Origin of the sequence: Proteus columbae (genome assembly GCF_002777965.1) — a bacterium.
In the GTDB taxonomy this organism is placed as follows: Bacteria; Pseudomonadota; Gammaproteobacteria; order Enterobacterales; family Enterobacteriaceae; genus Proteus; species Proteus columbae.
This window is the reverse complement of sequence record NZ_NGVR01000019.1, coordinates 83,862-95,790: the sequence shown is the minus strand read 5'-3', so window position 1 is coordinate 95,790 and position 11,929 is coordinate 83,862. Positions and strand designations below refer to the sequence as shown.

Annotated in this window: 10 protein-coding genes; 4 read left to right on the top strand and 6 right to left on the bottom strand. The window is 34.1% G+C overall.

Annotated features, from left to right (window positions below; all coding sequences use genetic code 11):
- The first annotated feature begins 4 nt into the window (after positions 1-4).
- Entirely contained in the window at positions 5-1,048 is a 1,044-nt protein-coding gene (gene potD / locus CBE70_RS08610) for a spermidine/putrescine ABC transporter substrate-binding protein PotD (RefSeq protein WP_100159016.1), read from the top strand.
- A gap of 148 nt (positions 1,049-1,196) precedes the next feature.
- Here potD and CBE70_RS08605 read toward each other — a convergent pair whose 3' ends face one another.
- The 6 genes from CBE70_RS08605 to CBE70_RS08580 all read right to left on the bottom strand — a co-directional run bounded on the left by CBE70_RS08605 (position 1,197) and on the right by CBE70_RS08580 (position 6,988).
- Positions 1,197-1,499, bottom strand: coding sequence for a helix-turn-helix domain-containing protein (locus CBE70_RS08605; protein WP_100159015.1), 303 nt, complete (start codon positions 1,497-1,499; stop codon positions 1,197-1,199).
- Positions 1,500-1,525: 26 nt separating this feature from the next.
- Complete coding sequence (locus CBE70_RS08600) at positions 1,526-2,599, bottom strand: fimbrial protein (protein ID WP_100159014.1); 1,074 nt, start codon at positions 2,597-2,599, stop codon at positions 1,526-1,528.
- Positions 2,599-3,117 carry a fimbrial protein gene (locus CBE70_RS08595; RefSeq protein ID WP_100159013.1) on the bottom strand — a complete coding sequence of 173 codons (519 nt, stop codon included), beginning with the start codon at positions 3,115-3,117 and terminating at the stop codon, positions 2,599-2,601. Before CBE70_RS08595 ends, CBE70_RS08600 begins: the two co-directional genes overlap by 1 nt.
- Positions 3,117-5,636 (bottom strand): fimbrial biogenesis usher protein, encoded by a 2,520-nt coding sequence (locus CBE70_RS08590; protein ID WP_100159012.1) that lies wholly within the window; start codon positions 5,634-5,636, stop codon positions 3,117-3,119. Before CBE70_RS08590 ends, CBE70_RS08595 begins: the two co-directional genes overlap by 1 nt.
- Before the next feature lie 36 nt (positions 5,637-5,672).
- Entirely contained in the window at positions 5,673-6,353 is a 681-nt protein-coding gene (locus CBE70_RS08585; protein WP_100159011.1) for a fimbrial biogenesis chaperone, read from the bottom strand.
- 98 nt (positions 6,354-6,451) lie between these two features.
- On the bottom strand, positions 6,452-6,988 hold the full coding sequence (locus CBE70_RS08580) for a fimbrial protein (RefSeq protein ID WP_100159010.1): 537 nt from the start codon (positions 6,986-6,988) through the stop codon (positions 6,452-6,454).
- Between the two features lie 874 nt (positions 6,989-7,862).
- Here CBE70_RS08580 and yddG point away from each other — a divergent pair.
- From yddG to CBE70_RS08565, 3 genes are all read left to right on the top strand, one after another.
- Positions 7,863-8,777 carry an aromatic amino acid DMT transporter YddG gene (gene yddG / locus CBE70_RS08575; protein ID WP_100159009.1) on the top strand — a complete coding sequence of 305 codons (915 nt, stop codon included), beginning with the start codon at positions 7,863-7,865 and terminating at the stop codon, positions 8,775-8,777.
- Positions 8,778-9,040: 263 nt separating this feature from the next.
- On the top strand, positions 9,041-10,315 hold the full coding sequence (locus CBE70_RS08570) for a bifunctional O-acetylhomoserine aminocarboxypropyltransferase/cysteine synthase (RefSeq protein ID WP_100159008.1): 1,275 nt from the start codon (positions 9,041-9,043) through the stop codon (positions 10,313-10,315).
- Positions 10,316-10,423: 108 nt separating this feature from the next.
- Positions 10,424-11,800: a protein-tyrosine phosphatase family protein gene (locus CBE70_RS08565; RefSeq protein ID WP_100159007.1), complete on the top strand. Its 1,377-nt coding sequence runs from the start codon at positions 10,424-10,426 to the stop codon at positions 11,798-11,800.
- Positions 11,801-11,929 lie beyond the last annotated feature (129 nt).

The following is an 11,929-nucleotide window of genomic DNA, read 5'->3' as shown; positions in this document are numbered from 1 at the left end:
ATAAATGAAAAAGTGGTCCTCAGTACTTGCTGCCAGCGTAATGGCATTAAGTATCGGCACAGCATCGGCTGATGATGGTAAGACATTATATTTCTACAACTGGACGGAGTATGTGCCGCCTGGTCTGCTTGAACAGTTTACAAAAGAAACTGGGATTAAGGTGATTTATTCCACTTATGAATCCAATGAAAGCATGTATACCAAGTTAAAGACCTATAAAGATGGTGCTTATGACTTGGTGGTTCCTTCTACTTATTTTATTTCTAAAATGAGCCATGAAGGAATGCTACAAAAAATCGATAAATCAAAATTAACTCATTTTGATAATCTCGATCCCAGCTTATTACATAAATCATTCGACCCTAAAAATGACTACTCCATTCCTTATATTTGGGGTGCGACCGCTATTGGTATTAATAGCGATGAAGTGGATGTGAGTAGCATTACTTCATGGGCTGATTTATGGAAACCCGAATATAAAGATAGCCTGTTATTAACCGATGATGCCCGTGAAGTTTTCCAAATGGCATTATTGAAATTAGGCTATTCGGGCAATACAACCGATCCTAAAGAGATTGAAGAAGCCTATAAAGAGCTACAAAAGCTAATGCCAAACGTATTAGCATTTAACTCAGATAACCCTGCTAACCCTTATATGCAAGGGGAAGTTAATTTAGGGATGATTTGGAATGGCTCTGCATTTATTGCTCGCGATGCTGGTGCGCCTATTGAAATGGTATGGCCAAAAGAGGGCGGCATTTTCTGGATGGATAGCTTAGCTATTCCTGCAAATGCTAAGAATGTCGAAGGTGCTCATAAACTTATCGACTTCTTATTACGCCCAGAAGTTGCAGCAAAAGTGGCTGAAAATATTGGTTATCCAACACCTAATTTAGCTGCGCAAAAACTACTGCCAAATGTTATCACTAAAGATAATTCTCTTTATCCAACAGAAGAGATTATTAATAAAGGTGAATGGCAAAATGATGTGGGTGATGCAACTGTATTATACGAAAGTTATTACCAAAAATTAAAAGCGGGACGTTAATCGCGCCTGCTCCTTGCTAAAAAGCCACCTTTGAAAGGTGGCTTTTTTTATGTCGAAAAGGGCATAAGGTTTCCATTAAATTAATAATAAAAATAAATGAGAGGGGTTGTGTAAACAAAAGATAATTAAAAAATAAATGTGATTTGCATTATTTTTTTATACAGCTTTCAGCAATAAGTTGACTGTTTTTTTCTTGAGTTTTACGTTGTTGTTCAATATTAATTAAATAATTGCTCTGTAGAAAATAACTAATATGAACATCAAATTTTTCAGAAATCAGATAAATAAACTCAATACTTATCCTATTTGTTCCCCGTTCATAACGAGAAAGTTGTTGTTGGCTTATGCCTAACTCTTGAGCAAAAAGGGTTCCTGAGTATTTTATTTTCTTTCGTAAATGACGTATTCGTTGCCCTATACGAAAATTAATGGTTTTGCTGTTATCAATCATTTAATCAGCCTTAAAAATTCAAATCATTATTGATAAGAAAAAGTCAGACTGGCTAACCCGTTTGCTTTACCAGGTTTTAGTGTTCCAGTCGTGATATAGCGAGTTGACAGGTTTAATGTGTAGTTTTCGTTATTAGATGTTGTTATATGAAGTAAACGTTGATTAGGTTGTCCGATAGCACTGATATCAGGTCCATAAACGACAGGGGTTGGATTATCATTAAAAAGAAATTGGATCCCAATACCCGAAGCGTCAGAGTCTGATGTCAGTGTGAGCACATCTGTATTATTAGAATAGGTAGATTGATCGGTCATGCTGGCATATAAGTGAACGTTGGTATCACAAGTAACAGTAATGGGCTTACTTTGTGTTTTTGACGTTGAACCAATGGTTGCCATATCTCGCATTGAAATATCGCCTAATTCATAGGTGAGATTTTTCGTATTGACCGTACAACCACGGGCTTTAATCGTGATTGTTACAGGATTTATTGCGACAATAGAGGTGTTATTTCCCTTATGGCTTCCGCCATACTCAGACCAAGTATTTGCAATAATGGTATAAGGAATGTTGTAAACGCCTGTTTCTAAGTGTTCATCTGTGACAACAAACACCACTTTGCCTTTTAACGAAACACGGTCAACATTATGGTTAACAGTAGAGCCTACGGCTGGATAAATAATGGTTGCGCCCGAGCCACTATCCACATCAATTGGGACATAAGAAACACTGTCATTGTTATCTTTTAGACCAAAGGCATAGCCAATACCTTTGACTCCTGGAAGTGAATAAACTGGATAACGATCTCCCCCTTCGTAATAGTAGATACCACTAATTTTTGAACCTAACGCATTGGCATATAGTGTTTCTACCCAGCATTTTTGTAAGAAACCATGCTCACATTTAAAGCCATTATGAACGGAAGTTTCACCTATCCATGTTGAGGTAATGGGAGTGCCAGCCGGTGTGCCATCTGCCGCGCCATCAAAATTCATTGGGGGCGGTGAAACCACAAGAGGATCTGCCACTGCCCATGCCATTTCTGTGGGAAGACAAACAAGGGAAACCAGTAATGTAAGGGGAAATAAAGTACGTTTCATTATTGGTACTCCAATAAAAATGTGGTGGTTGCATTGGCTTGTCCTGCACTGACTGGTACCTGAGTGGCGACATAGCGAGCGTAAAATTGCAGGGTATTATCTTGATTAGGTAACAGGGCATAAGATTGGCTTTTATCATTAATAGAAATTGATGTTCCTGATTTATCCATAATTGAAATGGCGACACCTTTTGCACCATTATTATTAATCGCCAATAAAGCATTATTAGTCAGGTCACTAGCACCTTTAAAACTGACTTTTACTGCGCTGGCTTCAGGCTGACAATCCACTAATTTAATACTAAAAGGAATAATAGGTGTTCGTTGTTGGCTCATCGCTGTTGATGTGAAGTCTTTCGTCGCAATGTCGCCAAGTTTCACTGTAATATTTTCTGAGTTTGTCTCAACGGTACAGGTGTTGCCCGTCACTCGTGCATGAATTTGCACTAATGTGTCATAGGTATATCCTTTAGTTATAAAAAGGAGTGGCAGGGCCAAAATAAGCGTGAGTTTATGCATTATTGGCACTCCTGTGTCATTTTTACAAAAGGTTCATCATGTTGATTTTCAGGTAATGTATAATTAACTTGGCAATATTCAGATGTGCTATTTCCCCAGCGAATATCTAATACGCCAGACTTCGGTACGCCAGAAAGGTAAAGTAAGCCATCGTCACCAACAATGCCGGAGAGGTGATTTTGCTTGTCAGATGCTATGGCACCAAAAGGAAGTGGACGCCCTTGTCGTTGTAGTGTGAGTAATAAACGGTATCCTGTTTTTGCGTCAAATTTGACTTTGATAACGGCACCTTGAGTCGGAACAACTTGCTGAATATTCTGTTCAATTTCAACATTATCAGGAAGTGCTGAGGTGTCTAAGGCAACTTTATTTTGACGATAAGCGGTTGCATAAGGAATAACGGCAAATCCACGCCAGTCGGTATAAATCCCTGTCGCATTATCAATAGGAACATCTGCGGTTTTACGTGCATCAACAAGAATGGCATTTGAGCTTAAAGGTTGGCTTAAGGTTAAGCCTTCGCTGTGAAGTAACATACCGCCCGCAACACTATAATTCAGTTGTTGGTTTTCTTGATTGTAGTTATACCCCACATTAAGGTTGCCATAGCGGCTTTGATAACCTAATGCCGCGTTACCCGTATAGCTTCCGCCTTGATTGCTATAGCCTTGCTGGACACTGTAATTAAGCGTGTTGTCTTCAAGTAATGTACCCGCAACACCAGCATTATGAGCAGAATATCCCTTATTATTATGACTATAGTTATAAGTGAGATAAGCGCTATTTACAGATTGATAGCTTGATGGCATTAATAGTTGCAATGGGATCGAAATACCTAAAGAGAGTGTTTGATCTCGCTCACCGCTATTCATCATGCGGTTGTATCCATAAATAATATTGTAAGAGAGGCCTTTTACATTACCGTTATAGCCAGTTTGAAATAGAACGTTTTTTTCATTGGTTTCCCAATAATTTTGCCAATTCGTTGTCATAAAAATAGAGCCATAATCGCCAAGTTGTTGCGATAAATTCACTTGAAGGCTGCCTTTTTTACGATTATTTAAATTAAAGTATCTTGATGAAATTTCTTTATTATTTTCATTAAGATAACCTGACATTCTAGTATTAAGTGTCTCATCTAATGTATAGAAACCTGATGTTGAATAGCGATATCCTAATAGCTGAAAATTTGTTCCAAATTGGTTTAATGATTTCGCATAAAGAAAGCGTAAGGAATACCCTTCAGAAGTAGAGTCATTAGGTAATTGACTATGAGCAAAGGTAATATCTGTTGAGAAGGCACCTAATATCCCCATATTTCGACCTACACCCACAGCATAGGATTGATAATCTGAAGTAACTAATGCACCACCATAAAGGGTGCTGTTATAAGGAAGCCCATAGATAAGATGTCCTTGAATAAAGCGAGGCTGTTTATTTGGGTTGTCTTGTCTTACTTCACCTGCTTGAATAACAAACTTTTTTTGTCCTTCTCGTTGTAAAATAGGTACCGCAGAATAAGGCACAACATAATTGTGTTGGCTTCCATTATTTTCTTCAACGGTGACATATAAGTCACCACTATTTGAAGTCGGGTAAAGATCGCGAATTTCAAATGCACCGGGAGAGACGAAGGTTTGATAAATAACATAACCATTTTGCCGAATAACAACTTTGGCATTACCACTTGCAATACCTCTTACAACAGGTGCAAATCCTCGTTGACTATCAGGCAACATGGTGTCATCGCTTTCTAAAGAAATACCACGGAAATTAACGCTGTCGAATAATGCAGACGAAGTATAACTGTCGCCAATTTTTAGCTGACTTCTTAATGACACAATATTTCGTTGCAGATAGGTATTGATATGGTTCCACTTGTTATTTCCATTAGATGAACTCCATGTGGAATAATCTCTCAATCGCCAAGCTCCAATATTGATCCCACTACGCAAATTAAGGTAATAACTATTGTTATGAGAATTTCCCCAATTATTAGCACCACTAAAACTGTAATTGAGTAAACCAGCATTAATCCCGTTATCCCACTTTTCTGGTGGAATATAGCCACGAGCTTGAAAGTTTAATGCGGCTTGAGGAACTTGGATCTTTAATGCTTGTTTCTCTATATCGTAATTAACACTGCTATCAGGGATAGAGTTTGTAATATCAATACATTCTTTTTCTGAGATTAAATCAAAGTGGGGTATTAGTTTGATATTAATGCCCAGTGATTTTAAGAAATTTTTATTTAAACAAGGGATTACATTTTTATTTTCGTTAATAAAAAGTATATTTTCATTACGTAAAAATTCATTATTAAAAATAATATTAAGATGATAATTACCAGGTTTAATACTATTCCCTGCTTCAAAATAGCTTAAATCAGTGACTGCTTCAGGTGAGTCAGATAAAAATGCAGGATTAAATCGATTTGCACCATATGAAGAAAATGCCAATATTAATGAAATTGGTATGATGCTAGAAAGAAGAGAACTAACTGTATTTTTATTAACCATGATTTTTAACCAACAAGCTAAAAGCAGATGTAATTATTAATGAGTAATTTCTTTTTTTAATACAGGAGTTTGTGCGCCATAATCATTAATGGTTTGGAATGAAATTGTATTAGCATCACGATGTATTTTTCCCAATGTTAATTGAGATAAAGGATTAAGCATGATGCTGGATGGGAGTTGACTACCTGTAACAGCTAGATTCACCATCGTAATATAATAAGGTGTTGGATTATTAACGATTAACTCGTCATTTTGATATGAAAATTTAAGTTCATTACTAAATTTCTCATTATAATCAGGTAAATGACTTGGGCGATAAAACAGCTTAATTCGACTCTGTATTGCAATTTGCATTGTATTTTCTTTAGCTAGTTTATCTTCTAATGAAGGGATCACTTTGACATTCATCCAAAATAAACTTTCACGATCTTTGGGCAATGGTGCTCCGACATACATAATTCTTAATGCATTTTCTTTATTAGCATCAAGAATATATAAAGGGGGGGTGACAATGAAATCATTGTTCTTATTACCTTGATTATCAGAAACCCAAGATTGAATTAAAAAGTTATTCTCTTTATCTGAATTAGTAACCACTAAGGTAGTTTGTTTAATATTAGAATGATAAACAATACGAGTGGCACCTAATGAAACGCCATTAGAATAAGAAAGTAACGGAAATAAAAAAGTAATAAGAAAAATAAGTGTCTTTTTCATAATAAATGTTGTCAGTAATAAAAATAGTGCAATTGCATTTTTTGATTAAAAATAAGCCATCCCTGGCAATAAGACATCAATCAAAAGTGATAAAGCAATTAAGAGTAAGTCACCATAAAGTTTGTAGTAACGTTTGCGCTACCTGCCTTAACAGTATCTTCAGTTGAAATAAGTGAAGCGTTGTAATTTAATTGATTCTCACCATCAATCAGTTTTTGAGTCGTTGAAGCGTTGTTTGGTACAACAACTGTATTTGTTGAATCAGTGATTTTTAAGGCAATATTTTCCGCTGCATCAGCACCTTGTAATGCAAATGCATTAGCATCAGTTGAAGCTGTACCGTTGAAGGTAATTGCCGCATTCGCTGATACTGTAGTATCACAATTATTTAATTTGATACTAAAAGGAATACGACCTGTTTCATCACCTTTGGCTGTAAATTCAGCAACACGGAATTGGCCTAAACGCACAGTTTGGTTTGATGAACTGCTATCAACACCACAAGCTGCATTCACGACCGCACCTTCGAAATTAACAGAGCCACCATTTACGGTCACGGTTGTTGCTGCTAATGCAGGTGATGCCATTACGCCAATTGTTGAGGTAATAATTGCAGATAATAATAACTTTTTCATTCATTGTTCCTATATTTTCAATATATATCTTTATTTTTAGCTTAATAAACTAAGCTATATTTAACTCTGCTTATCATTTCTATATAAATGAAGAAACAGTGATTAAAATATGTTTGAGAAGTGTAAATAGAATTATTAATACACTTATTAAAATAAGAGTAGATAGATCAAAATTTAATTAAACAGGAATAAAATGCATATTGCACTTAAGTCAAATTTACGAAAATTATAGATGGGCTAGAAAAATTATAGAAATCGTTTAAACCATCATTTTTGAGGGGTTTGATAGTTAAAAACTACTGATAATCTGTTAACTATAGGTGAAAATTAATGTTAAAAAATAGAAAAAAACATAAATTTAGGTAATGTATTGTATTTTGGAATTTATCTAATTGATATTTATTGTATTTTTGTGTAATCGAATAATGCTCTTCCAAAATAGACTTGGCATTTATACGTATAACATAATGTTTCATAATATATATTTTATGATAAAAATATTTACAGAATGAAACAAAGTTTTACTCGTAATGAGAGGAAAAACGAAGCAGCATGTTTTTTTATAAAAAATAAAAGATTTAAATATGTTTTTTTATAAAAAAATATAGAAATATTATTTATTCATTTTTTTTTGAAATTAGACATCATAATTTTACAATTTAGAATTTTTCTTTCTTTTTTTACAATTAAGGGGAGTAGATCAATATATTTTATTTTCAATATAAATTGTAACAAAATGTTTCATTGATCAAGGTACCCTTTTATTTTTACCTGTTCGTTTTTCATTTTTTGCATGATAGTAATTAAAGCAATTACATTGATTCTGTTTTAATATCGGCTCTAATGACAGGATCTTGAACCCGAAGGCAAAAAAATGATATCTAGCTCATCAAAAGGAACATTATATGGCATTGTTGCCATTCTACTTTGGAGCACTATTGTTGGTTTAATTCGTAATATTAGTGAGTATTTTGGTGCCGTAGGAGGTGCTGCACTGATTTATACCACCGGCACACTCTTTCTTATTTTGATTTTAGGTGTACCTAAGTTATCACGCTTTCCTAAACGTTATCTTTTTTGGGGAGGGCTATTATTTGTCACTTATGAAGTTTGTTTATCTTTGGCTTTGGGATTTGCAACAGACAGAACACAAGCCATAGAGCTAGGAATGGTGAATTATTTATGGCCCAGCTTCACGTTAGCCCTTGCCGTAATACTTAATAAGCAGCGATTCTCTATTTTACTGATTGTCGGATTATTATGTGCATTCAGTGGATTGGTATGGGTCGTTAGTGGCGATAATCCGCTGACAATTGACGGTTTATGGAAGAATATTCAAAGTAATCCATTAAGCTATATATTGGCGTTTTCAGGTGCCATTTTATGGGCGTTTTATAGTAATTTAACTCGCCTTATGTCTGGCGGGAATAACGGCATTGTGCCCTTCTTTTTATTAACGTCACTTGCATTGTGGGGGCAATATCTATTTTCAACACCAGTAGAGTGGATCGTTAATACAAAAAGTATCACGTTATTATTAATAACAGGTGCTGCTATTGGGCTTGCAAATGCGGCTTGGACAATCGGCATGATCAGAGGCAATGTAACCTTATTAGCCACACTCTCTTATTTTACTCCCGTTATTTCTACTGCATTCTCATCAATATTATTGTCTACCGCACTCTCTTTCTCATTTTGGCAAGGTGTAATGATGGTGACTGGTGGCTCTTTAATTTGCTGGTTAGCAACTCGTCAAAAAACGATAAAACCATTTAAAATGGCTAAATAACATAAAATAGAGGGTTTTTAAGTTAAATATTGATGTAAATAGAGGTTTTTGGATCAATAAGTTCTATTTTTAAAAAAAGCATTTGTGTAAGTTGAAATTTTTTCACTATGCGATGAGAGCAATATCGGCTTATCTATACTGATCATACTTCAAGTTGCAGCATTATTGATGAATGACTTATTCATTTGTTGTTTAGCTGTATCTCGAATTATTTAGAGTATAAGTAATACTATAAGAACAAATGCAACAAAAAAGGAATTGTTATGAAACTTGAGACACTCTCTGTTCACGCCGGTTATTCACCTGATCCAACCACAAAAGCAGTTGCTGTACCTATTTACCAAACGACGTCTTATGCATTTGATGATACGCAGCATGGAGCGGATCTTTTTGACTTAAAAGTGCCTGGTAATATTTATACCCGTATAATGAATCCAACCAATGACGTATTAGAAAAACGTGTTGCAGCATTAGAGGGTGGAATTGCAGCCGTTGCTGTAGCATCGGGCATGGCAGCTATTACTTATGCAATTCAAACTATTGCGCAAGTGGGCGATAACATTGTTTCTGTTGCCAAACTTTATGGCGGCACTTATAACTTAATGGCGCACACATTTCCTCGTATTGGTATTGAAGCACGCTTTGCTCCTCATGATGATATTGTTGCCCTTGAAGCATTAATTGACAACAAAACAAAAGCGGTATTTTGTGAAACCATCACAAACCCAAGCGGAAATATCGTCGATATTCAAGCATTAGCTGATGTTGCTCATCGTCACGGTGTGCCTTTGATTGTTGATAATACAGTTGCAACGCCTTATTTATGCCGTCCTTTTGAACATGGCGCGGATATTATTATTCACTCTTTAACTAAATATATTGGTGGCCACGGTAATTCGATTGGCGGTATTGTTGTTGATTCTGGTAAATTCCCTTGGGCTGAGCATAAAGATCGTTTTGAAATATTAAATACACCTGATGTTTCTTATCATGGGGTAAATTATGTTGAGCATTTTGGTGCGGCTGCTTATATAGCAAGATGTCGTGTTGCACCTTTGCGCGGAACAGGTGCTGCACTGTCGCCATTTAATGCTTTTTTAATTCTACAAGGGTTAGAAACGCTGGCGCTACGTATGGATCGCCACACTGAAAATGCACAAAAAGTAGCAGAATATCTACAAAATCATCCTCAAGTGGCATGGGTTAAATATGCGGGGTTAAACAATCACCCTGAGCATGATTTAGCTGTACGTTATATGTCAGGTAAACCTGCGGGTATTCTCTCTTTTGGTATTAAAGGGGGCGCTGAAGCGGGGGCGAAATTTATTGATGCATTACAACTCATTGTTCGCCTTGTGAATATTGGTGATGCAAAATCATTAGCATGTCATCCAGCATCAACCACTCATCGCCAATTAAATGATGAAGAATTAGAACGTGCAGGTGTTTCACGTGATTTAATTCGTTTATCTATAGGTATTGAACATATTGACGATATTCTTGTAGATTTAGAACAAGCATTAAAGGCCAGCATTTAAATTAAAAAACACTTTATATTTTATTCTTATGAAAATCTTACCAAATTTGGTAAGATTTTTTTATTTCTATGGAATGTGGAATAGCTTTATTTAAAATAAGGAATAATTATGCTGGGTCCTATTAACAAAAATATAGTTTTGCCAAAAGCATCTGAAATAAATTGTGATTGTGGATATTCTCATTCTTTTGGTAAATGTTTTTCAGATATAAAAAATACTCATTTTGAAGTAAAAGCTTTTAAATCTGGATATGAAACTCTATTTGCTAGAGAGTTAAATAAAATTTCAGAAGGAAAAAGTATTAATGATATTAATAATATCGATGATATGGAGAATTACTTTTATGAAGACAATTGTAGTAATTTGAAAGAAAATAAAAATTTAGGGAGTGGTAAAAAAAGAGAAATAAATAAGAACGATTATATGTTATTTGAGAAAGGAGGAAATGTTATAGAAAATCAAGATAGTTACTATACATTTCTGAATGGAATGAAATGGTCTTGTTTTATAATGAATGTGGCAGATAAACTCGATTTCTATCAAAAAAAACTGAGGGAAATGAATTTAAATAGTGTAAATAATAGTGTTTTATCTAGGTTGGAAAATATAACCCCAAAAGAGATTATTAAGAAAATAAATAATTTAATTATAAATCTAAATGATTATGTTTATCCTAAAAATAAATATACCCAAGTGGATGACCAAAGGAATAATCACAGTCACTATTGTCAAAATACACTAATTAAAAATTCATCCAAAAGTTTTCCAGCTAATGAAATGTTAACGCCTTCCGGAAATAAGGCTATTTTATCTGAATATCCATTACATACGAAGGAAGAATTAAATCAATATCTAAAAATGTTGCTAAATGAAAATATTGATGTTGTTTATATTATATCTGATAAAAATGATATTTTTAATTGTGATGATATAAAATCAAATAAAAAAAATATTTATAATAAACCTTTTATTCTTGATGAGGTTAAATTTAAATATTTTAAATATTTTGATTACTTTATGGATAATAGTGATGTAGCTGTAATAGGATGTGGTTGTGAAAAAAAACAAAGAGAGAAATATAATGAATATCCTATTATTAATTTTGAATTATATACTAATAATGTAAGCGATCGAGATAAGGAAAAATATATTAAATTTGTTCATATAAATAATTGTAAGGCTGGAAAATTAATGGATCCTTTTATCTTGGAAAACACAATTAAGTTTATAGAAAAAGAAAAATTAAAGACAGATAACTATAACTTCCTTATCCATGGAACTAATGGCGTGAATAGAATAAGCGAATTCTTTGTTGTAAAGGAAATAATGGATGCTATAAATATTGGTGAGAAAAATAACCAATCATTAGAGGATATTCTTCATCAATTAAAAGCGGATGGAAGCCCTCAATTTCTTAATAGTCCTGAGGTTCTTATTGAACTTACTGCTTATGCATTGGCTAAAGGTATTCCTCTGGTTAAATAGTAAAACAAAGGGTGAAATTGATAAATGACAAACAAATATTGCTAATGATTTATTGTTGTTTGATAATAATCAAATTATCATTATATTAAATTTATAAATATAAAGATGAAATCAATATTTATATTTTTA

Coding starts and splice junctions, on each gene's coding strand:
- potD (WP_100159016.1), top strand. CDS start 5: ATGAAAAAGTGGTCCTCAGTACTTGCTGCCAGCGTAATGGCATTAAGT.
- CBE70_RS08605 (WP_100159015.1), bottom strand. CDS start 1,499: ATGATTGATAACAGCAAAACCATTAATTTTCGTATAGGGCAACGAATA.
- CBE70_RS08600 (WP_100159014.1), bottom strand. CDS start 2,599: ATGAAACGTACTTTATTTCCCCTTACATTACTGGTTTCCCTTGTTTGT.
- CBE70_RS08595 (WP_100159013.1), bottom strand. CDS start 3,117: ATGCATAAACTCACGCTTATTTTGGCCCTGCCACTCCTTTTTATAACT.
- CBE70_RS08590 (WP_100159012.1), bottom strand. CDS start 5,636: ATGGTTAATAAAAATACAGTTAGTTCTCTTCTTTCTAGCATCATACCA.
- CBE70_RS08585 (WP_100159011.1), bottom strand. CDS start 6,353: ATGAAAAAGACACTTATTTTTCTTATTACTTTTTTATTTCCGTTACTT.
- CBE70_RS08580 (WP_100159010.1), bottom strand. CDS start 6,988: ATGAAAAAGTTATTATTATCTGCAATTATTACCTCAACAATTGGCGTA.
- yddG (WP_100159009.1), top strand. CDS start 7,863: ATGATATCTAGCTCATCAAAAGGAACATTATATGGCATTGTTGCCATT.
- CBE70_RS08570 (WP_100159008.1), top strand. CDS start 9,041: ATGAAACTTGAGACACTCTCTGTTCACGCCGGTTATTCACCTGATCCA.
- CBE70_RS08565 (WP_100159007.1), top strand. CDS start 10,424: ATGCTGGGTCCTATTAACAAAAATATAGTTTTGCCAAAAGCATCTGAA.